We start from the raw sequence: 19,631 nt of genomic DNA on the forward strand, positions 1-19,631 counted from the left end.
TCAGAGTTTGAAACCCTCGGCGATGTAATCCGCCAGGCAATCGGTGATCGGCGAAGGATTCTGTGGATTACGCAGCAGCACGATGCTGGCCTGGGGCAGCTGCGGCAGGTTTTCGACTTCGCCGAGGATGCGCAGGTCCGGGGTGATCAGGCTCTCCAGTTGTGCGGTGACCGCAAGGCCAGCGCTGACCACGGCCATGATCGCCGACAGGCTGGCGCTGGTGTAGGCCACGCGGTACTCGCGTTGCACCGTATCCAGTGCGTTGCACGCCCATTCCCGGCAGAAACAATCGGTATTGAACATGGCCAGGGGCATGGGCGTCTGTTCGTGGGGATAGAAGCCTGCGGCCTCGGCCCAGACAAAACGTTCCTGACGCAGGATCTGGCCGATCTCGGTGCCGGGCCGGCGGGTGACAATGGTCAGGTCCAGGTCCTTGCGCAGCAGCAGTTGCGATGACGTCTCGCAATGCACTTCCACCTGGATCAACGGGTAGGCCCGGGCAAACTGGGAAAGGATGCCGGGCAAAAAGCGCATCACGTAATCGTCCGGCGAGCCGATCTTCACCGAACCCACCATATGCGGGTCGCGCAGGGTGTTGAACACCTCACTGTGCAGCTTAAGGATGCGCCGGGCATAACCCAGCAGCACCTGGCCTTCGGCCGTGAGGTTGACGTTGCGCCCGTCACGCTGGAACAGCGGGCGTTGCAGGACGTCTTCCTCGAGCCGCTTCATCTGCATGCTCACCGCCGACTGGGTGCGGTTGACCACTTCGCCTGCGCGGGTGAAGCCGCCATTTTCGGCAATGGCGACGAAAGTGCGCAGCAGTTCGCTGTCGATACTTGGATAAAGCGCCACTCATCAATCCCTCAAATGGGTTGCATAAGAAACATTCGTTGGATGAATCCTACGCCGAGGACGAGACTTTAGTCATCCCCACTTGGAGGGCAAGATGATGAAAGGTCAAAAAGGTTACGTATTGGTGGTCAAAACGCTCCCTCGGGAGTTTTCGGTTGAACGACTCATAAAGTCGATAGCAGGCCATGCGCGGCGCTGGTACGAGTTGCATCGCCAGCGCCAGCTACTGGCGGGCCTGGATGATTGCGCGCTGAAAGACCTCGGTTTGAGCCGGGCCGATATTCAGAGCGAGAGCGAGCGGCCGTTCTGGGATGACCCCATGAAGCGCTGACAGCGTGGCAGGCATCGGGTAGTTTGAAGGACTGAACAGGAGTACCCGATGCCTGAATCCATCTCCCTTAAACAGGCCCGACGATTGGCTTTGGCTGCCCAGGGCTTCAATCGCAAGGCCGCAGCAGGGCCGATCAAGGCCCGCCACGTCACGCAATTGATCGAACGCCTGGGCGTGGTGCAGATCGACTCGGTCAATGCCCTGGTCCGCTCCCATTACCTGCCGCTGTTTTCCCGTCTGGGTAATTATCCGCAGGACCTGCTCGACCAAGCCGCCTGGAGCCAGGGCCGTCAGCGTGCGCTGTTCGAATACTGGGGCCACGAGGCTTCGTTGCTGCCCATGGCGCTCTATCCACTGTTGCGTTGGCGCATGCGTCGGGCCGCTCAGGGCGAGGGCATCTATCAGCAGATGGCGCGGTTCGGTCGCGAGCAGCAGCCGGTGATTGCCCGGGTTCTGCAATCAGTACGTGAGCAGGGCGCCTTGGGCGCGGGCAGCTTGAGCACGCGACAGGAACGCGCCGGACCCTGGTGGGACTGGAGCGCGGAAAAGCACGCACTGGAATGGTTGTTCGCCGCCGGTGAAGTCACCGTGGCCGGGCGCCGGGGCTTTGAACGGCTGTACGACTTGCCTGAACGCGTGTTGCCTGCCTTGATCATGGACCTTCCCGAGGTGGCCGAAGCCGAAGCGCAACGGGGCTTGCTGCTGCATGCCGCCACGGCCTTGGGCGTCGGCACGGAAAAGGACCTGCGCGACTACTTCCGCCAGGACCCGCTGCCCAGCCGCATCGCCTTGGCCGAACTGGTAGAGATGGGCGCCCTGCAGGTGGTCAGCGTCGAAGGCTGGCGGCAACCGGCGTTCTGTCTGCCGCAATTCACGGTGCCGCGCAAAGTGGCGGCCAGCGCCTTGCTTTCACCTTTTGACTCGCTGATCTGGGAACGGACGCGTACCGAGCGGCTGTTTGATTTCCGCTATCGCCTGGAAATCTACACGCCCCAGCACAAGCGGGTTTACGGCTATTACGTGCTGCCATTCCTGCACAACGAACGTATCGCCGCCAGGATCGACCTGCGCGCCGAACGGGCGGCCGGACGCCTGGCCGTGCACGCGGTGCATGAGGAAGAAAGCGGATTGGACGAGGAGGGGATGCAGGCCCTGGCCAGCCAGTTGCGAGAACTGGCGAATTGGCTGGGGCTGGCCGAGGTACAGGTCAATTGCATGCGCGCCAGCGGGGTGCGCTTGTTGGGGCATTTGTAGGTTTTGAGCTACGATCTATGAGCCTCGAGCCAAGGTCCCTTTAGCTCGCAGCTCGCAGCTCGCATCTGCCCCTACCGCCTCACTTGTTTCAGTGTCTCTGCAATCAAGAACGCCAGTTCCAGCGACTGATCAGCATTCATCCGAGGGTCGCAGTGGGTGTGATAACGATCCGAAAGGCCATCTTCGGTGATCGGTCGGGCGCCGCCGATGCATTCGGTGACGTTCTGCCCGGTCATCTCGATATGGATACCGCCGGCATAAGTGCCTTCCGCCTGGTGTACCTGGAAGAACTGCTTCACTTCACCGAGGATCTGCGCGAAATCCCGGGTCTTGTAGCCGCTGCTGGCCTTGATCGTATTGCCGTGCATCGGGTCGGAACTCCACAGCACCTTGCGGCCTTCACGTTCGACGGCGCGGATCAGTTGCGGCAGGTGGTCGCCGACCTTGTTCGCACCCATGCGCGCGATCAGGTTGAGGCGTCCGGGGTCGTTGCTAGGGTTGAGGATATCGATCAGGCGGATCAGGTCGTCGGTGTTCATGCTCGGGCCGACCTTGACCCCGATCGGGTTGTTCACCCCGCGCAGGAACTCGACATGGGCGCCGTCCAGTTGACGAGTGCGGTCGCCGATCCACAGCATGTGTGCCGAGCAATCGTAGAAATCGTTGGTCAGGCTGTCGCGGCGCACGAAGGCTTCTTCGTAGTTCAGCAGCAAGGCTTCGTGGGCGGTGAAGAAGCTGGTCTCGCGCAGTTGCGGCGAGGTGTCCAGGCCGCAGGCGCGCATGAAGGCCAGGGTTTCATCGATACGATTGGCCAACTGGCTGTATTTGTCAGCCAGGGCCGAGTTGGCGATGAAGTCCAGGTTCCATTGGTGTACCTGATGCAGGTCGGCAAAACCGCCCTGGGCGAAGGCGCGCAGCAGGTTCAGGGTCGCGGTGGACTGGTGGTAGGCCTGCAACAGGCGATCCGGGTCCGGTACGCGGCTCTTGGCGTCGAAACCGATGCCGTTGACGATATCGCCACGGTAGGCGGGCAGGGTCACGCCTTCGATGGTTTCATCATTGGCCGAGCGCGGCTTGGCGAACTGCCCCGCCATGCGCCCGACCTTGACCACCGGGCAACCGGCGGCAAAAGTCATGACAATGGCCATTTGCAGCAGCACTTTGAAGGTGTCGCGAATCTTCGCCGCAGAAAACTCGACGGAACTCTCGGCGCAGTCGCCGCCCTGCAACAGGAAGGCGCGGCCCTGGGTGACCTCGGCGAACTGCCGACGCAACTCCCGGGCTTCACCGGCGAACACCAGGGGCGGATAGCTGGCCAGGGTCTGCTCGACCTGCAGGACATGGGCGGCGTCGGGGTATTGCGGCTGCTGCTGGATAGGCAGGGCCCGCCAGCTGTCGGGGCTCCAGGGTTGGCTCATTGTGCTGAACTCGAAGATCGGCGGAATCGGACCGGCATGTTAGCAGTTCACGGCCTGACTGGCGCAGGCGCTCAGAACAGTGCAGGCTTGCCGGATTATTGGCTTGCGAGCAAGCCTGTGGGACCGGCTTTAGCCGGGAAAGGGCCGTTACAGCCGCTGCATGCCGGGCGACTGAACGTTTTTCCCGGCTAAAGCCGGTCCCACACAATCAATTCAGTGAAGGGAATAAACAGGCAATGACCGAGGAACGTGTAGAGCGGATCCTGGCCGAGGTGCATGACGCTTTCGGCATGATTCGCGTACTGGAAGTGGACGATTACCGGTTCCTCGAATTCGGCGATGCCATCGAGCAAAGCTGCACTTTTACCGCCGATCCCAGCTGGCTGGAGTACGACTACACCCGGGCCATGCTGATCGGCGCGCTGTGCCATGAGCTGCCGGACAGCGCATTATTCCTTGGCCTCGGCGCCGGGACCCTGACCCAGGCCTGCCTCAAGTTCCTGCCCCTGGAGGACGTCGAAGCCATCGAGTTGCGTCCCGACGTGCCGCGCCTGGCCATCGAATACATGGGCCTGGACGACGATCCGCGCCTGTACATCCGTATCGGCGACGCCCTTGAGCTGTTGCCGACGGCGGAATCGGCCGACCTGATCTTCGTCGACCTTTATACCGATGTCGGCCCTGGCGTCGGTCACCTGGCCTGGAATTTCCTGGAAAGCTGTCAGAAGCGCCTGAACCCTGGCGGCTGGCTGGTGATCAACCAGTGGGCCGCCGACGATGGCAAGCCTCTGGGCGCGGCGCTTCTGCGCGGTCTGTATCACCGCCACTACTGGGAACTGCCGGTGAAGGAGGGTAACGTCATCCTGATCGTGCCCGCCGACCTGGAGCAGGATCTGGACTTCGCCGCCCTGACCGAACGCGCCGAAACCCTGGCCCCGCGCCTGGGCTATTCGCTGCTGCCGCTGATCAAGCAGATTCGCCCGGCTACTTAACGCCCGCTGAAGATCGCTGGCCTGCGTTCCTGCATGGCCAGTAAACCTTCACGGGCGTCCTCTGTGCTCATCAGTTGATTGATCAGGCGCGGCAGTTGTTGCGCTGCACTGGCTTCGCCTTCCAGCACCGCCTGACGCGAAGACTCAATGGTCGCGCGAATCGCCAGCGGTGCCTGTTCGGCGATGCGTGCAGCCAGTTGCAGGGCGTAGGGCAGGAGGTCCTCGCTGGCCAGGACCTCCTGCACCAGGCCCATGCGGCAGGCTTCGTGGGCATCGAATTCATCCCCCGTCAGCAGCCAGCGCATGGCATTGCCCCAGCCGGCGATCTGATGCAGGCGCAGCGTCGCGCCGCCAAAGGCGAAGATCCCCCGCTGGACTTCCAACTGAGCAAAGCGGCTATTGCTGCTGCACAGGTTGATATCCGAGGCCAGCATCAGCTCGATACCCAGAGTCAGACAATAACCCTGAGCGGCGACTATCACCGGTTTGCTCACCCTGGGCCCGGCGCCGGTGCCCCAGGGGTCGTAGCCGCCCTCGGGGACTTTCCAGCCATGACTCAGGGCCGGTCCGGCTTCGCCCAGGTCCAGGCCTGCGGTGAAATGCTCGCCATGGGCGAAAATCACCGCGACCCGGGCCTGGTCATCCCGTTCGTACTCGCCATAGGCCAGGCTAAGTTGGTTCAACAGCTCAAGATCGAAGGCATTGCGCTTGGCCACGCGGTCCAGCCCGATAAGCATGATGTGATCATGCCGTTCACGGCTGACGCGGCCTTTTACGGAGGAGGTCATGTCGGAATCCCTGTGCGCTGATGTAGGACGGGAGTGCAACGCCTGACTGAAAAGATGAAACGTTTAAGCTGCATCACCAGTGCTACCGGGCCTCTTGCAAAATAGACACTGACATGGATTTGCGCAAAGCCTGTTACACCTGCCGCTGCCATTCATGAAACTTTAAAAAAAGGCTCACTTTTCTGCGCAATTCCGGTATAGTGCGCGCCGGTCTTAACAGGCCCTCGTCCAGGTATGCATTTCCCGAAGCCATCTTCGGCTGCTCGTTCGCTACGCGAACTATCCTTGGCGATCCATTCATCAAAACGTTTTCGCAAATCCCCGCCGACAAAGCAGCCAGGGTGACCCAAGGGTCTTACACGGCACGCGCAGCTTTGTAGCATGGGTCTTTGCGGATGCACTAGAGGCAGACCCATGACCCAGGAACTCGGCGGCTTCGCCGCTCTCGAACTTCACCCGAACATTGTTGCCGCCGTCGTTGCGACCGGCTATGAAGAGCCGTCGGCGATTCAGCAGCAATCGATCCCTATTATTCTTGCCGGCCACGACATGATCGGCCAGGCGCAGACAGGTACCGGTAAAACCGCCGCCTTCGCCCTGCCTATCCTGCATCGTATCGACCCGAGCAAGCGCGAGCCTCAGGCCCTGATCCTGGCGCCGACCCGCGAGCTGGCCCTGCAAGTGGCCACCGCTTTCGAAACTTACGCCAAGCAAATGCCGGGCGTTACTGTTGTGGCTGTCTACGGCGGCGCGCCGATGGGCCCGCAACTCAAAGCAATCCGCAACGGCGCGCAAATCGTCGTCGCTACCCCGGGCCGCCTGTGCGATCACCTGCGCCGTGACGAAAAAGTCCTGGCCACCGTGAACCACCTGGTTCTGGACGAAGCCGACGAAATGCTCAAGCTGGGCTTCATGGACGACCTGGAGGTCATTTTCAAGGCCATGCCGGAAACCCGCCAGACCGTTCTGTTCTCGGCCACTCTGCCGCAGTCGATCCGTGCCATCGCCGAACGCCACCTGCGTGACCCGAAGCACGTCAAGATCCAGACCAAGACTCAGACCGTAACCGCGATCGAACAGGCTCACCTGTTGGTTCACGCTGACCAGAAGACCTCGGCTGTACTGAGCCTGCTGGAAGTCGAAGATTTCGACGCCCTGATCATGTTCGTTCGCACCAAGCAAGCGACCCTGGACCTGGCAAGCGCTCTGGAAGCCCGTGGCTATAAAGCTGCTGCGCTGAACGGCGACATCGCCCAGAACCAGCGTGAGCGCGTGATCGACTCCCTCAAGGACGGTCGCCTGGACATCGTGGTTGCTACCGACGTTGCCGCTCGCGGTCTCGACGTTCCGCGTATCACCCACGTATTCAACGTGGACATGCCTTACGATCCAGAGTCCTACGTTCACCGTATCGGCCGTACCGGTCGTGCCGGTCGCGAAGGTCGCGCCCTGCTGCTGGTAACGCCGCGTGAGCGTCGCATGCTGCAAGTGATCGAGCGCGTAACCGGCCAGAAAGTTGCCGAAGTACGTCTGCCCGATGCCCAGGCCGTTCTCGATGCCCGCATCAAGAAACTGACCAACAGCCTTGCGCCGCTGGTTGCTGATGCTGAAGCCACTCATGGTGATCTGCTGGATCGTCTGACCGCTGACATCGGCTGCACCCCACGTGCCCTGGCCGCTGCCCTGCTGCGCAAGGCTACCAACGGTCAGGCCCTGACCCTGGCGGCCATCGAGAAAGAACGTCCACTGGTGCCGAACAGCGCTCCGCGTGAACGTACTGGCGAGCGCTCCGGTGATCGTCCTGAGCGCAGCAGCGCTGACCGCGAACGTCGCGCCCCGATGCCACTGGCTGAAGGCCGTGCTCGCTGCCGTACCGCGCTGGGCGCGCGTGACGGTATCGCTGCCAAGAACCTGCTGGGTGCAATCCTCAACGAAGGCGGTCTGGCCCGCGAAGCAATCGGCCGTATCCAGGTCCGTGACAGCTTCAGCCTGGTCGAGCTGCCGGAAGATGGCCTTGAGCGTCTGCTGACCAAGCTCAAGGACACCCGCGTTGCCGGTAAGCAGCTGAAACTGCGTCGTTATCGCGAAGACTGATCAGCGCTTGAGCTGATGGTCTGAAAAAAAATCCCCGACTGGTTCGGGGATTTTTTTGCCTGCAGATTTACGTTGGATCATCGTTTGTTTCAACCAAATCGATAGATATCCATCCCCAGCGCACCCATGGTGAAACCCTGGTGGGCAATGCTGAACTCGCCCCCGGCACCGCGGGCAAAGTACAGCGGCAGCAAATGCTCGTCGCTCGGGTGGTTGCGCACGGCATTGGGCGCGCGGCGGCGGTAGTCGTGCAGGCTGGTTTCGTCGTCGGCGCCGAGCTTCTCGACGAACCAGTCACGAAACTCTCCTGCCCAGGGCTCAATGCTTTCCGGGCCAGCCTGCCAGTCCAGCTCGCGCAGGTTGTGGGTGATGCTGCCGGAACCGATCAGCAGTACACCTTCCTCGCGCAGGCTGGCCAGGGCCTTGCCGACCAGGCTTTGCAGGGCCGGGCCCTGACGGCTCGGCAGAGATACCTGAACGACCGGAATGTCGGCCTGTGGATACATCAGCGACAACGGCACCCAGACGCCATGATCAAAAGGTCGTTGGCTGGTCAGGCGTGCGGGCAGGCCTGCCTTGGTCAGCAGCTCGACGACTTCGCTGGACAGCTCCGGCAGGCCGGGAGCCGGGTATTGCACGGCAAAGAGTTCCGGTGGGAAGCCGCCGAAGTCATGCCAGGTTTCGGGGCGCGGGTTGGAATTGACCAGCAGCTCCTGGCTTTCCCAGTGTGCCGAGACAATCACAATAGCCCGTGGACGCGGCATTTCGGCAGCAATACGTGCCAAGGCCGGGCCGCTTGCGCCAGGTTCCAGGGCAAGCATGGGTGAACCATGGGAAATAAACAGGCTGGGAAACATGAGGGGTATCCTGAGAGATAACATGGGCCCATCTTCAGGCAGATCATTGATCTAAATCTAATATAAGTTTTAGTGCCTATTTATCGAATTATCGGGAGGTTTCATGCAGCCGGAGTTTTGGCATTCACGCTGGGCGACGGGTCAGATCGGCTTTCATCAGGCCGAGGTCAATCCTTATCTGCAACAGTTCTGGCCGATTCTGGAAATGGCACCTGGCGCTCGGGTGTTGGTGCCACTCTGTGGCAAAAGCGTCGATATGACCTGGCTCAGCGAGCAGGGGCTGTATGTGGTCGGTGTCGAACTGGCCGAGGCGGCGGCTGAAGCCTATTTCATCGAGCGCGGTGTACCGCCTGTGATCGACACGCGTGGCGAGTTCAAGATCTACCGTGATGACCGTTGCGAAATCTGGTGTGGCGACTTCTTCGGTCTGACGGTGGCAGATATCGGCGTCTGCACGGGGCTGTATGATCGGGCGGCGCTGATTGCCCTGCCTGAGGAGATGCGCAGGCGTTATGCCCGGCAGCTTGCCCGGTTGCTGGGGGCCGATTGCCGTGGGCTATTGGTGACCCTGGATTATGTGCAGGAAGAAATCGACGGCCCGCCATTTGCCGTTGATCACGCCGAGGTAATGCGGTTGTTGGACGAGGACTGGCAGGTCGAGTTGGTCGATTCCCGGGATGTATTGCAGGAAAACGCTAAGTTCGTGCAGCGTGGGGCGAGTCGGCTGGACGAGCAGGTTTATCGAGTTATTCGAGCTGGTCGCGTGTAATTGTAGGAACCAGCAAGCCGGCTCCCACCTATCATTCCAGGCCATAAGATCTGACCGACAAAAAAGGGCGACCGTAGTCGCCCTTTCTTTTGGCTGAAGCCTCAACCGCGACGACGCAGCGCCTCGATTCGCTCTTCCAGCGGCGGATGGCTCATGAACAGGCCGGCCAGACCGTGCTTGAGGCCGCCATTGATGCCGAAGGCGGTCAGGCTGTCGGGCATCTGTACCGGCACGCCCTGTTCCGAACGCAGGCGTTGCAGGGCGCCGATCATGGCGTTGGTGCCGGCCAGGCGGGCACCGGCTTCGTCGGCGCGGTATTCGCGTTTGCGCGAGAACCACATGACGATGGTGCTGGCCAGCACACCCAGAACCAGTTCGGCGAAGATGGTCGCGATGTAGTACGCCATGCCCTGGCCGTTTTCGTTCTTGAAGATCACCTTGTCGACGAAGTTGCCGATGATGCGGGCAAAGAACATCACGAAGGTGTTGACCACGCCCTGTACCAGCGCCAGGGTCACCATGTCGCCGTTGGCGACGTGGCCGATCTCGTGGGCCAGCACCGCTTTCACTTCATCGGGTGAGAAACGCTCCAGCAGACCCTGGCTGACTGCGACCAGTGCGTCGTTCTTGTTCCAGCCGGTGGCGAAGGCATTGGCCTCGTAGGCCGGGAAGATACCGACTTCAGGCATCTTGATCCCGGCTTCACGGGACAGTTGTTCAACGGTCTGCAACAGCCATTGTTCGTGGCGGGTGCGCGGTTGGGTGATGATCTGGGTGCCGGTGCTCATCTTCGCCATCCACTTGGAGATGAACAGCGAGAACAGCGAGCCTGCGAAACCAAAGACGGCGCAGAAAACCAGCAGCTGATTGAGGTTCAGATCGACCCCGTTTTTTGCCATGAACCCGTTGAAGCCGAACAGGCTCAAGGTGATGCTGGCAATCAGCACGACCGCCAGGTTAGTGGCCAAAAACAGCAAGATGCGCATCATGGTTGGGAAATTCTCCTGGTGACGGATATGTAACGCGATGGGGGGTATATAAGGTGATGCCCCCGGCTATTCAATAGAGGGACTATTTCAAACTGTGTCGTATGCGCAGGATTCTTCAGAAGTCGTTATGCATCAACGTGTCCAGGCCTGAAGCCGTCGGGCACCGGAACATGAAAGGTTTTTCATTCGGTGTCGGGCTGTCCCCTGCCGCAGGAAGCGGCAGGGGAGGTCGCGATTTTACTGGCGGTACGACTTGAGGAAGTTGCCGATACGACCGATGGCCTGTTCCAGATCATCCACTCGCGGCAGGGTCACCACGCGGAAGTGATCCGGCCATGGCCAGTTGAACGCCGTGCCTTGCACGATCAGCAGCTTTTCCGAGAGCAGCAGGTCGAGGGCGAATTTCTCATCGTTGAAGATCGGACAGACCTTCGGATCGATTTTCGGGAAGGCATACAGCGCGCCCATGGGCTTGACGCAACTGACACCAGGGATGTCGTTGAGCAGCTCCCAGGTGCGATTGCGCTGTTCCAGCAGGCGCCCAGGTGGCAGGACAAGGTCATTGATGCTCTGGTAGCCGCCCAGGGCGGTCTGGATGGCATGCTGGCTCGGTACGTTGGCGCACAAACGCATGTTGGCCAGGATATCCAGGCCTTCGATATAGCTCTGGGCGTTGTGCTTGGGCCCGGAAATCGCCAGCCAGCCGGAGCGGAAACCGGCGACCCGATAGGACTTGGACAGGCCATTGAAGGTCAGACAGAGCAGGTCCGGCGCCAGGGACGCAGTGCTGATGTGGATGGCTTCGTCATAGAGGATCTTGTCGTAGATCTCGTCAGAGAACACCACCAGATTGTGCTGGCGAGCCAGTTCGAGCATGCCCAGCAGCACTTCTTTGGAGTAGACGGCGCCGGTCGGGTTGTTCGGGTTGATGATGACCATGGCCTTGGTGTTCGGCGTGATCTTGGCCTTGATATCGGCCAGATCCGGCCACCAGTTGGCCTGTTCGTCGCACAGGTAGTGCACCGGATTACCGCCGGCCAGCGCGACCGCAGCGGTCCACAATGGGTAGTCGGGGGCCGGGATCAGGACTTCGTCACCGTTGTTGAGCAGGGCCTGCATGGACATCACGATCAGTTCGGAAACGCCGTTGCCCAGGTAGATGTCTTCAACGCCGACGCCTTCGACCTGCTTCTGCTGGTAGTACTGCATCACTGCCTTGCGCGCGCTGAACAGACCCTTGGAGTCGCTGTAGCCCTGGGCGGTCGGCAGGTTGCGGATCACGTCCTGCAGGATTTCTTCCGGCGCTTCGAAACCAAAGGGCGCCGGGTTGCCGATATTCAGCTTGAGGATGCGATGGCCTTCCTCTTCCAGGCGTTTGGCGTGCTTGAGCACTGGCCCGCGAATGTCATAGCAGACGTTGGCGAGCTTGTTCGATTTGCTGACCTGCATGGTGATTGATCCTGAAAATGGACGGGCCGCGCTTGACACAAAATGCAGCTCGTCGAACTTGACGCCTTGAAAATGGGTTTGTGTACCGCAAATGTGGGTGACAGACTGGCGTCGAACGAGGCGCAATCATACGTGCCACCTGATCTGTGGAGAAGATACAGATCGGGCTTTTTCGGATTCGGAGGTGTACCTGTGGAAAAGCTGGACAAGACCCTGGAAGAATGGCGCGCCATGCTCGATCCCGAGCAGTACAACGTCTGTCGCCTCAAAGCCACCGAACGCCCGTTCTCCGGCAAGTACAACAGCACCAAGACCGACGGCGTCTATCATTGTGTGTGCTGCAATGAGGCGCTGTTCGATTCCTCCACCAAGTTCGATTCCGGCTGCGGCTGGCCGAGTTTCTATGCGCCGCTGGAAGGCAGCGCGGTGGTTGAGGTGCGCGATATCAGCCACGGTATGATCCGCACCGAAGTGGTCTGCGCCAAATGCGACGCCCACCTGGGTCACGTATTCCCTGATGGCCCGCCGCCGACCGGCCTGCGTTACTGCATCAACTCGGTGTGTCTGGATCTGGTGCCGCGAGCCTGAGTCATGCCTGCGTCGGCGCTTATCGGCCTGCATCAGTTTCAAGAATTGGAGTGCGCGCGATTAAATTGCGCGCTAACTTCACCCGCTATATCTCTGTATGCGCGAGGCGCCGCCATGACTGACAACCTGCTGAGCATTCCCTGCACCACCATCAAGGGTGAGCAAAAGACCCTGGCGGATTACGCTGGCAAGGCCGTGTTGGTGGTCAATACCGCCAGCAAGTGCGGCTTCACCCCGCAATACAAGGGTCTGGAGCAACTGTGGCAGGACTACAAGGACAAGGGCCTGGTGGTGCTGGGCTTCCCCTGCAATCAGTTCGGCAAGCAGGAACCGGGCAACGAAGGGGCGATTTCCGAGTTCTGCGAACTGAATTTCGGTGTCAGCTTTCCGCTGTTCAAGAAGATCGACGTCAATGGCAGTGACGCCCACCCACTGTTCGTCCAGCTGAAAAAGCGCGCACCCGGCGTGCTGGGCTCTGAACGCATCAAGTGGAACTTCACCAAGTTCCTCATCGGCAAGGATGGCAAGCTGGTCAAGCGTTTTGCGCCGCTGACCAAGCCGGAAGATCTGAGCAAAGAGATTGAGGCGTTGCTCTGATTGGGTGGGACCGGCTTTAGCCGGGAAAGCGATATTTCGGACGCCTGATAGGTATGGGCTGTACTGATGCCTTCCCGGCTAAAGCCGGTCCCACAAGGGGATCTATGTCTGTGTCACAGGTATCCACTGATCCAGCAAATTGATCAATTCCCCCTTTCTGAATGGCTTGGCCAGGTAATCGCTCATGCCCGATGCACGGCAGCGTTCCCGTTCCTCGGGCATGGCGTTGGCGGTCAGGGCGATGATCGGCAGATCGGGCCAGCGGCCGCTACGGCGAATCTGTCGGGTGGCTTCATAGCCATCCATCACCGGCATGTTGCAGTCCATCAGCACCAGATCGAATGCGCTGCTTTCCAGGCAGTCCAGGGCTTCGACACCATGACTGGCCACCGTCACATCGCAGCCCAGCTTGCTCAGCATGCCCTTGGCTACCAGTTGGTTGACCGGGTTGTCCTCCACCAGCAGGATGTTCGAGCGGCGCAGCGGGGTGAAGGCCTCCGGCGGTACCTCGATGGCCGTGGGCTCTACCTCATGCAGGACCCGGCTCAGGGTTTGGTACAGGGTATTGCGCGCCAGTGGGCGAGCCTGCTGCTGGAGCGGGGCCAAGGCACTGAGTTGGTCGCCGGGCATGAAGTTGCCATAAGCGGTGACCAACAGGATCGGCACGTTGGTGCCTGGGCGCATGCCGAGCAGGCATTCGGGGCAGTCGGTGATCAACAGATCGGGCAGGCCATCCATTTGCAGGCCGGGGGAGTGCTCATCGCGGCCCCAGCGCTTGTAATCGATACCCCAGGCGGGCAGCAGGCTGCCCAGTAGCTCCGACAGACCGCTGTTTGCGGCGCTGACCACCACCACCCGGCCGCGCAGCAAGGGTGTCGCGCAGGCTGGCTGGTGTACGGGGAGCGGCAGTTCGGCACAGAAGCGGCTGCCCAGACCGGTCTGGGATTGAATGCTCAGGTAGCCATTCATCGCCTCGCACAGGTTGTGGGTCAGCGCCAGGCCCAGGCCGGTGCCGCCGAACTGGCGGGTAATCGCAGCTTCAGCCTGGGTGAAGGGCTGGAAAATCCGTGCCTGGGCATCCTGGGCGATACCGATGCCGGTGTCGCAGACTTCGATACGTATCCGATCAGCCTGGGTGTCATGTTCAAGGCGTACATCGACACGCCCGCTGCGGGTGAATTTAAGGGCATTGGACAGCAGGTTGCTGACAATCTGCCGGACCCGCGTCGGGTCGCCCAGCACCATAGCCGGAAAGTCCGGAGCAATCAGGCAGGTCAGTTCGACGCTGGGGGCGGCGTTCTGCGACAGCAGGTTGGCGGTGTCTTCGATCAGGCTGCCGAGGTCGAAAGGGATACGCTCCATTTCCAGTTGCCCGGCATTGAATTTGGACAGGTCGAGAATATCGTTGAGCAGTTCCACCAGGACCTTGCCCGAGTCGTGGGCGATCGACAGTTGCTGGCGCTGTTCGGCGTTTAACGGCCCGTCCATGGACAGTGCGAGCATGCCCAGCAGGCCATTGAGCGGCGTGCGAATCTCATGGCTCATGTTGGCCAGGAACGCCGAGCGCGCATGGGCCATGTCCAGGGCGGTGCTGCGTGCGATCTGCAGTTCTTCGTTGGACTGGCTCAGGCGCAGGTTACTGGCCTTGAGCTCGGTGGTACGGGCTGAAACGATGTCTTCCAGCTCGTTGAGGTGATCGGTCAGGCGGTCTTCGGCTTCGCGACGGCGAATGAACTCGGTGGTGACGTTCTCGAACTGTTGATTGGCCACCCGCACCAGGACGCCGATCTCGTCGTTTTCGTGGCTGGGCGGGCAGGGCAGGGGCGCCTGGCTGGAGTCGCGCGGATCGCGCGTGCTCAGGGAGCGGATCACTTCCACCAGCGGCCGGGTCAGGTTGACGTAGAAAATGATCAGCAGAATGCCGGCCAGGGCCAGGCTGCGCACAAAACCGTTGATCAGCGTGATCTGGGCGCGCTTGAGGAAGCGGCTGCCGAAGGTGTAGGTGTCGACGTTCAGGCGCAGGCTGCCGATGAATTCGGTGGGCATGTGGTCCAGGTGCAGGATGTCTTCGAACTGGCGGCTTTCACCGAACAGGAAGTCGCTGACCATGCGGTAGCGGCTCTGGGCGAAAGGCCGCTCGACACTGGATAACACCACATTATTGTTGTCGCTCAGGCGCGCACCGACCACGGCCGGGGATTGCAGCAGTCCCAGGGTCAGTTCCTGAGCCAGCTCGGCGTCGATGTTGTAGGCGATACGTGAGGCGGTGTTGTGACTGATTTGCAGCAGCGCGCGAATTTCACGATCGATGGAGGCGTCTTCGCTGGCATAATCGAGGGCAATCTGCACCAGGCTGAGTAATGTCCCGAGAACGAAGCCGACCAGCACCGTGGTGCGGGCCTGCTTGTACGACAGTCGGTTGGTGAATGCGATATCCATGATGCACTGCCACTTGCGGGTCCATTGCGGGGCAAGCATAGCTGATGGGCCCAGCCTTTAATAAGTTAAATCCAAGGAGACATAGTGGACTCTCGATTGAATGCTTTTCTGGAGCGTGCCGAATCCGTTCTGGCGCGCCTGGAGCCGTTGCTGCCCGCGCAGCGTGAAGCCATCGACTGGAACGAGAGCCTGGCCGCGCGCTGGGTTCGCGAGGGTCGTACAGGCTACTTGATGCCGCTGGAAGTCAGCCTGGACATGCGCCTGTCGGACCTGATCGGCGTTGACCGCCAGTGCGAGCAACTGGGCCGCAACACCCGCCAGTTTCTCGATGGCATGCCCGCCAACCACGCGCTGCTGTGGGGTTCGCGCGGCACCGGCAAATCCTCGCTGATTCGCGCGCTGCTGGCCGAACACGCCGCCGACGGTCTGCGCCTGATCGAAATCGAGCGCGACCACCTGGGCGACCTGCCGCGGGTGGTCGAGGCCTTGCAGAAGCTGCCACAGCGCTTCGTGTTGTTCTGCGACGACCTGTCCTTCGAGTCCGGTGAAGGTGACTATCGCGTGCTCAAGAGCGTGCTCGATGGCTCCCTTGAACAGGCGCCGGACAACGTCTTGCTGTACGCCACGTCCAACCGTCGCCATCTGGTGCCGGAAAAGGAAAGCGACAACGAGAACTGGAAACACGTCGACGGCGAGCTGCATCCGAGCGAGGCGGTCGAGGACAAGATCGCCCTGTCCGACCGGTTCGGCCTGTGGCTGTCGTTCTACCCCTTCACCCAGGAACATTTCCTCAATGTGGTCGAACACTGGATCGGCCAGTTGGCCGCCAAGGCCGGCTTGAGCTGGCAGCGCGACGAAGAACTGGACATCCTGGCCGTGCGCTGGGCCACCGGGCGCGGCAATCGCAACGGCCGCTGTGCCTACCAGTTCGCCCGCTATTGGGTTGGTTTGAAACTGCTGGAGCAACCGCAATGATTGATCTGCAAGCCAGTGGCAAGGGCCTGGACGGCTATGGCCTGTTGACGGCGCAATTGGAGTCGTTGCTGGCCGACGAGCGCGATCTGATCGCCAACGCCGCGCAGTTCTCGGCTTTCCTTTATACCCAGATGGATGATCTTAACTGGGCCGGTTTCTATTTCAATCGCGATGAAGAGCTGGTGTTGGGACCGTTCCAGGGGCAGATCGCCTGCGTACGCATTGCTATCGGTCGCGGTGTCTGCGGCACGGCCGCTGCAACCCGGCAGACTCAGCGCGTTGAAGATGTTCACGCCTTTGCCGGGCACATTGCCTGCGACAGCGCGTCGAACAGCGAGCTGGTGGTGCCGTTGATCAAGGATGGGCGACTGCTGGGTGTGCTGGATCTGGACAGCCCGAGCGTAGGGCGTTTCAGCGAGGAGGATCAGGCGGGAGTGGAGAAGCTGGTAGAAATCTTTCTGCGGCTGACCGACTGCTGAGTCGGTCATTGACCGCGGCGCAGGACCGGATGGTCGTGCGCCGCGTGGCTTATCAGTCGTAGATGACCTTTTTCTTCCATTCCGATTCGACTTCGTCCGCCTTCAGGCCTTCGGTCAGGGCGTTTTCGTCGTCTTCGGTCGGCGCGATATTGGTCAGAACCATGGAATTGGCACGGGCCAATTGTTTTTCCATGCTGATCAGTGCCTGCTGATAAGTGACCGGGTCCGGTTGGTTGCGCAGGTACTGCACACCACGCTCGAAGGCCAGACGCGCCTGGCCAGGCTGATCGTTGTTCAGTGCCGCCTGGCCCAGGTTATTGAAAAACTCGATGTGCAGCATGACCAGGATATTGCGGATTTCGCGAATCCAGTGCTTGGCTTCGTTGGTCATCAGAAAGCCGTCGTGGGCCGCGCGGGTAACCTGGCCATGCAGGGCCTCGAGCAGGAAACGCACGTCCTTGGCTTTGGCTTCAGTGAGAATCGGGCTCGGCGGGTTATTGACCGGAATGCCTTCGCCCTTGGCCACCAGCTCGGACAACTCGGCAGCGCGTGACTTGAGCTGGTCGTTGTGTTTGTCCAGGTTCTGCATGCGCTGTATGACGTTGAGTTCCAGGCGCGTCATCAGCAGCTTGAGTGCTGGTGTCACCAATTGCCCGGGGAACGTCTCCGAAATCTCGCCGCAACGACGCAGGCGGTCGGTGAGTTCCAGTTTGGTACGTGCCTTCTCGACCTTGTTGTTTTCAGCGACGTGGTTCAAGTAGCCGATCGCGATCAGGAGTGCGATGCCAGCTACTACCATCAGTGTGATCATGAGTGGTGTCACCGCGCTAACCTCTTCTTTAATTCAAGTGTATTGCGCGAGTGTAGTGGCTAAGCACTATTGCGCATAGATGTACCTGTCGGAGTTCGCAACTAATTGACGTCATGGAGGTGACGGTTAACAGAATCCTTCATCTATATGCCTGAAAATGCCAGAAGCCGGTGAAGTCATTGATTTAAATAAATTTTCAGATGGGGGTTGACGACCCCCCAATCCATCCATAGAATGCGCGCCACTTACAGCGTAAAGCATACAGCGTAGCGCAGTCAGTAGTGAATGTTGTACGTGTGTCCCCTTCGTCTAGTGGCCTAGGACACCGCCCTTTCACGGCGGTAACAGGGGTTCGAGTCCCCTAGGGGACGCCACATTGCGGGAATAGCTCAGTTGGTAGAGCACGACCTTGCCAAGGTCGGGGTCGCGAGTTCGAGTCTCGTTTCCCGCTCCAAATTTAGCAATGTTGTCTTCGGGCAGTATTGTAGTGAAATCAGAACACGATCATTGATCGGGTTTTGAACTCTGGAACATCACCATATGTTCCGGGCAGCGTCCCCTTCGTCTAGTGGCCTAGGACACCGCCCTTTCACGGCGGTAACAGGGGTTCGAGTCCCCTAGGGGACGCCATTTGCGGGAATAGCTCAGTTGGTAGAGCACGACCTTGCCAAGGTCGGGGTCGCGAGTTCGAGTCTCGTTTCCCGCTCCATTTATATAAAAACGCCGCTCAATAGAGCGGCGTTTTTATTTGTCCGCGTTTTATCGAAATCAAATCAGCCACCGATGAGTCTTCGATATTTGCATAGAACAAAAATGCATTATTTTTATAATCAGCAAAATGCTACGGTTAACGACCGCCGCTGAACGACTGTTGTCGCAAGGCTGGCGCACAGTCGGCCACCGCACGAGCGGACCCGGAATCTTCAAGTGATCCGGCTCCCTGTGAGCTCGCGCAGGCTATCTATATATGTTGATCCCCCGCAAAACCCTTCTGCTCAGCCTGATTCTGGCTCTCGGCACGCACCTGTCTGCCAACGCTGCCGAGTTGGTCGTCGGCGACCAGAGTTACAGTGCCCGCACCGTCATGGAAGCATCGGGTGTGCTCAAGGACCTGCCTTACACCCTCGAGTGGAAGCAATTCACTGCGGGCTCCCCGGTTGCCGAAGCCCTCAATGCCGGCAGCCTGGATGTGGGTCTGCTGGGCGATGCGCCGGTGCTGTTTCTCGGTGCCCTGGGTGCGCCGATCAAGGTGGTTGGCGTGACCCGGCAGAACCTGGACGGTGTGGCCATCGTCGTGCCCAGGGATTCGCCGATCAAGACCCTGGCCGACCTCAAGGGCAAGAAGGTCGCGATCTGGAAAGGCTCGTGGAGCCAGCAATTGATGTTGACCGCACTGGACAAGGCCGGTGTCGCCCGTGATGCCGTGGACTACCGCTACCTCAGCGCACTGGATGCGTCTCACGCCCTGGATGGCGGTTCGGTGGACGCCATCGCCACCTGGGACCCCTATGTTACCCAACAGGAGCGCCAGGGCTCGCGCATTCTTACCACCGCCAAGGGGCTGATTCCGGCGCAGAGTTTCATTGTCGCCAACGACAAGTCGATCAAGGACAAACACGCGCAGATCAGTGATTTCCTGCAACGCCTGCAGGCTGCACGCGCCTGGTCGGTGAGCAGCGCGCAAAACACCGACACCTACGCGACCGCCTGGGCGGCTTTGACCAAGGCTGACGCTGAAGTGGCGCGCCTGTGGTTTGCCCGCTCGCAGATTGTTATCGTGCCGGTAACGGCCCAGGTCATTGCTGGTGCGCAGCAGACCATCGACTTTTTCAGCGGCACCGGACTGACGAAGTCTTACCCGGCAGATAAAGTCTTCGATCAGTCTTTCAGCCAGTCGCTTGAGGCCCAGGGGCAGGCTGGCGCTCAGGTGTCACGCTGATCATCGC

At 60.3% G+C, this 19,631-nt stretch carries 18 protein-coding genes and 4 tRNA genes; 14 read left to right on the top strand and 8 right to left on the bottom strand.

From position 1 onward, the window contains the following. Complete coding sequence (locus tag AC1Z24_RS07840; protein WP_259099433.1) at positions 1 to 855, bottom strand: LysR substrate-binding domain-containing protein; 855 nt, start codon at positions 853 to 855, stop codon at positions 1 to 3. A gap of 97 nt (positions 856 to 952) precedes the next feature. Between AC1Z24_RS07840 and AC1Z24_RS07845 the strand changes: the two genes are divergently transcribed. Then, positions 953 to 1,186, top strand: coding sequence for a DUF1127 domain-containing protein (locus tag AC1Z24_RS07845; RefSeq protein WP_483746563.1), 234 nt, complete (start codon positions 953 to 955; stop codon positions 1,184 to 1,186). 48 nt (positions 1,187 to 1,234) lie between these two features. Next, positions 1,235 to 2,440 (top strand): winged helix-turn-helix domain-containing protein, encoded by a 1,206-nt coding sequence (locus AC1Z24_RS07850; RefSeq protein ID WP_483745182.1) that lies wholly within the window; start codon positions 1,235 to 1,237, stop codon positions 2,438 to 2,440. Positions 2,441 to 2,511: 71 nt separating this feature from the next. On the opposite strand, the gene AC1Z24_RS07855 is transcribed toward AC1Z24_RS07850, so the two are convergent. Continuing rightward, positions 2,512 to 3,858, bottom strand: a complete 1,347-nt coding sequence (locus AC1Z24_RS07855; protein WP_483745183.1) for a class II 3-deoxy-7-phosphoheptulonate synthase — start codon at positions 3,856 to 3,858, stop codon at positions 2,512 to 2,514. 236 nt (positions 3,859 to 4,094) lie between these two features. Here AC1Z24_RS07855 and AC1Z24_RS07860 point away from each other — a divergent pair, with 236 nt between their 5' ends. Further along, on the top strand, positions 4,095 to 4,850 hold the full coding sequence (locus tag AC1Z24_RS07860; RefSeq protein WP_483745184.1) for a spermidine synthase: 756 nt from the start codon (positions 4,095 to 4,097) through the stop codon (positions 4,848 to 4,850). Here the strand turns inward: AC1Z24_RS07860 and AC1Z24_RS07865 are convergent. After that, positions 4,847 to 5,638: a crotonase/enoyl-CoA hydratase family protein gene (locus AC1Z24_RS07865; protein ID WP_483745185.1), complete on the bottom strand. Its 792-nt coding sequence runs from the start codon at positions 5,636 to 5,638 to the stop codon at positions 4,847 to 4,849. The genes AC1Z24_RS07860 and AC1Z24_RS07865 overlap by 4 nt on opposite strands. A gap of 414 nt (positions 5,639 to 6,052) precedes the next feature. Here AC1Z24_RS07865 and AC1Z24_RS07870 point away from each other — a divergent pair, with 414 nt between their 5' ends. Next, positions 6,053 to 7,732, top strand: a complete 1,680-nt coding sequence (locus tag AC1Z24_RS07870; RefSeq protein WP_483745186.1) for a DEAD/DEAH box helicase — start codon at positions 6,053 to 6,055, stop codon at positions 7,730 to 7,732. An 89-nt stretch (positions 7,733 to 7,821) separates the two neighbouring features. On the opposite strand, the gene AC1Z24_RS07875 is transcribed toward AC1Z24_RS07870, so the two are convergent. Further along, a complete protein-coding gene (locus AC1Z24_RS07875) occupies positions 7,822 to 8,589 on the bottom strand; it encodes a DODA-type extradiol aromatic ring-opening family dioxygenase (protein ID WP_483745187.1) in 768 nt (255 codons plus the stop codon). 103 nt (positions 8,590 to 8,692) lie between these two features. Between AC1Z24_RS07875 and AC1Z24_RS07880 the strand changes: the two genes are divergently transcribed. Then, entirely contained in the window at positions 8,693 to 9,358 is a 666-nt protein-coding gene (locus AC1Z24_RS07880; RefSeq protein WP_483745188.1) for a thiopurine S-methyltransferase, read from the top strand. 101 nt (positions 9,359 to 9,459) lie between these two features. Here AC1Z24_RS07880 and htpX read toward each other — a convergent pair whose 3' ends face one another. Both htpX and AC1Z24_RS07890 read right to left on the bottom strand, forming a co-directional pair. Continuing rightward, positions 9,460 to 10,347: a protease HtpX gene (htpX, locus tag AC1Z24_RS07885; RefSeq protein WP_413303459.1), complete on the bottom strand. Its 888-nt coding sequence runs from the start codon at positions 10,345 to 10,347 to the stop codon at positions 9,460 to 9,462. Positions 10,348 to 10,584: 237 nt separating this feature from the next. Continuing rightward, on the bottom strand, positions 10,585 to 11,796 hold the full coding sequence (locus tag AC1Z24_RS07890) for a pyridoxal phosphate-dependent aminotransferase (RefSeq protein WP_259099449.1): 1,212 nt from the start codon (positions 11,794 to 11,796) through the stop codon (positions 10,585 to 10,587). A gap of 192 nt (positions 11,797 to 11,988) precedes the next feature. On the opposite strand from AC1Z24_RS07890, the gene msrB reads away from it, so the two are divergent. Both msrB and AC1Z24_RS07900 read left to right on the top strand, forming a co-directional pair. Further along, positions 11,989 to 12,384: a peptide-methionine (R)-S-oxide reductase MsrB gene (msrB, locus tag AC1Z24_RS07895; RefSeq protein WP_483745189.1), complete on the top strand. Its 396-nt coding sequence runs from the start codon at positions 11,989 to 11,991 to the stop codon at positions 12,382 to 12,384. A 114-nt stretch (positions 12,385 to 12,498) separates the two neighbouring features. Next, positions 12,499 to 12,981: a glutathione peroxidase gene (locus tag AC1Z24_RS07900; protein ID WP_483745190.1), complete on the top strand. Its 483-nt coding sequence runs from the start codon at positions 12,499 to 12,501 to the stop codon at positions 12,979 to 12,981. Between the two features lie 102 nt (positions 12,982 to 13,083). Here the strand turns inward: AC1Z24_RS07900 and AC1Z24_RS07905 are convergent, their stop codons facing one another. Then, the gene (locus tag AC1Z24_RS07905) at positions 13,084 to 15,420 is read right to left on the bottom strand and encodes an ATP-binding protein (RefSeq protein WP_483745191.1); all 2,337 of its coding nucleotides are present in this window, start codon (positions 15,418 to 15,420) and stop codon (positions 13,084 to 13,086) included. Between the two features lie 84 nt (positions 15,421 to 15,504). On the opposite strand from AC1Z24_RS07905, the gene AC1Z24_RS07910 reads away from it, so the two are divergent. Beyond that, positions 15,505 to 16,395 (top strand): ATP-binding protein, encoded by an 891-nt coding sequence (locus AC1Z24_RS07910; protein WP_483745192.1) that lies wholly within the window; start codon positions 15,505 to 15,507, stop codon positions 16,393 to 16,395. Then, complete coding sequence (locus tag AC1Z24_RS07915) at positions 16,392 to 16,874, top strand: GAF domain-containing protein (protein ID WP_483745193.1); 483 nt, start codon at positions 16,392 to 16,394, stop codon at positions 16,872 to 16,874. The genes AC1Z24_RS07910 and AC1Z24_RS07915 overlap by 4 nt, the downstream gene beginning before the upstream one ends. 52 nt (positions 16,875 to 16,926) lie before the next feature. Here the strand turns inward: AC1Z24_RS07915 and AC1Z24_RS07920 are convergent, their stop codons facing one another. Further along, positions 16,927 to 17,685: a hypothetical protein gene (locus AC1Z24_RS07920; RefSeq protein ID WP_483745194.1), complete on the bottom strand. Its 759-nt coding sequence runs from the start codon at positions 17,683 to 17,685 to the stop codon at positions 16,927 to 16,929. 298 nt (positions 17,686 to 17,983) lie between these two features. Here AC1Z24_RS07920 and AC1Z24_RS07925 point away from each other — a divergent pair. From AC1Z24_RS07925 to AC1Z24_RS07945, 5 genes are all read left to right on the top strand, one after another. Continuing rightward, positions 17,984 to 18,059: transfer RNA gene (locus AC1Z24_RS07925), tRNA-Glu, on the top strand. A gap of 4 nt (positions 18,060 to 18,063) precedes the next feature. After that, a tRNA-Gly gene (locus AC1Z24_RS07930) sits at positions 18,064 to 18,139 on the top strand. Positions 18,140 to 18,239: 100 nt separating this feature from the next. Further along, positions 18,240 to 18,315 (top strand) — tRNA-Glu (locus AC1Z24_RS07935). A gap of 3 nt (positions 18,316 to 18,318) precedes the next feature. Further along, positions 18,319 to 18,394 (top strand) — tRNA-Gly (locus AC1Z24_RS07940). 258 nt (positions 18,395 to 18,652) lie between these two features. Beyond that, positions 18,653 to 19,624: an ABC transporter substrate-binding protein gene (locus AC1Z24_RS07945; RefSeq protein WP_483745195.1), complete on the top strand. Its 972-nt coding sequence runs from the start codon at positions 18,653 to 18,655 to the stop codon at positions 19,622 to 19,624. The last annotated feature ends 7 nt before the right edge of the window (positions 19,625 to 19,631 follow it).

Source organism: Pseudomonas sp. JL23 (assembly GCF_056933585.1).

Bases quoted from the DNA above. Each gene is read 5' to 3' on its own strand.
- AC1Z24_RS07845 (WP_483746563.1), top strand. From the start codon at position 953: ATGAAAGGTCAAAAAGGTTACGTATTGGTGGTCAAAACGCTCCCTCGG.
- AC1Z24_RS07850 (WP_483745182.1), top strand. From the start codon at position 1,235: ATGCCTGAATCCATCTCCCTTAAACAGGCCCGACGATTGGCTTTGGCT.
- AC1Z24_RS07855 (WP_483745183.1), bottom strand. From the start codon at position 3,858: ATGAGCCAACCCTGGAGCCCCGACAGCTGGCGGGCCCTGCCTATCCAG.
- AC1Z24_RS07860 (WP_483745184.1), top strand. From the start codon at position 4,095: ATGACCGAGGAACGTGTAGAGCGGATCCTGGCCGAGGTGCATGACGCT.
- AC1Z24_RS07865 (WP_483745185.1), bottom strand. From the start codon at position 5,638: ATGACCTCCTCCGTAAAAGGCCGCGTCAGCCGTGAACGGCATGATCAC.
- AC1Z24_RS07870 (WP_483745186.1), top strand. From the start codon at position 6,053: ATGACCCAGGAACTCGGCGGCTTCGCCGCTCTCGAACTTCACCCGAAC.
- AC1Z24_RS07875 (WP_483745187.1), bottom strand. From the start codon at position 8,589: ATGTTTCCCAGCCTGTTTATTTCCCATGGTTCACCCATGCTTGCCCTG.
- AC1Z24_RS07880 (WP_483745188.1), top strand. From the start codon at position 8,693: ATGCAGCCGGAGTTTTGGCATTCACGCTGGGCGACGGGTCAGATCGGC.
- htpX (WP_413303459.1), bottom strand. From the start codon at position 10,347: ATGATGCGCATCTTGCTGTTTTTGGCCACTAACCTGGCGGTCGTGCTG.
- AC1Z24_RS07890 (WP_259099449.1), bottom strand. From the start codon at position 11,796: ATGCAGGTCAGCAAATCGAACAAGCTCGCCAACGTCTGCTATGACATT.
- AC1Z24_RS07900 (WP_483745190.1), top strand. From the start codon at position 12,499: ATGACTGACAACCTGCTGAGCATTCCCTGCACCACCATCAAGGGTGAG.
- AC1Z24_RS07905 (WP_483745191.1), bottom strand. From the start codon at position 15,420: ATGGATATCGCATTCACCAACCGACTGTCGTACAAGCAGGCCCGCACC.
- AC1Z24_RS07915 (WP_483745193.1), top strand. From the start codon at position 16,392: ATGATTGATCTGCAAGCCAGTGGCAAGGGCCTGGACGGCTATGGCCTG.
- AC1Z24_RS07920 (WP_483745194.1), bottom strand. From the start codon at position 17,685: ATGATCACACTGATGGTAGTAGCTGGCATCGCACTCCTGATCGCGATC.
- AC1Z24_RS07945 (WP_483745195.1), top strand. From the start codon at position 18,653: ATGTTGATCCCCCGCAAAACCCTTCTGCTCAGCCTGATTCTGGCTCTC.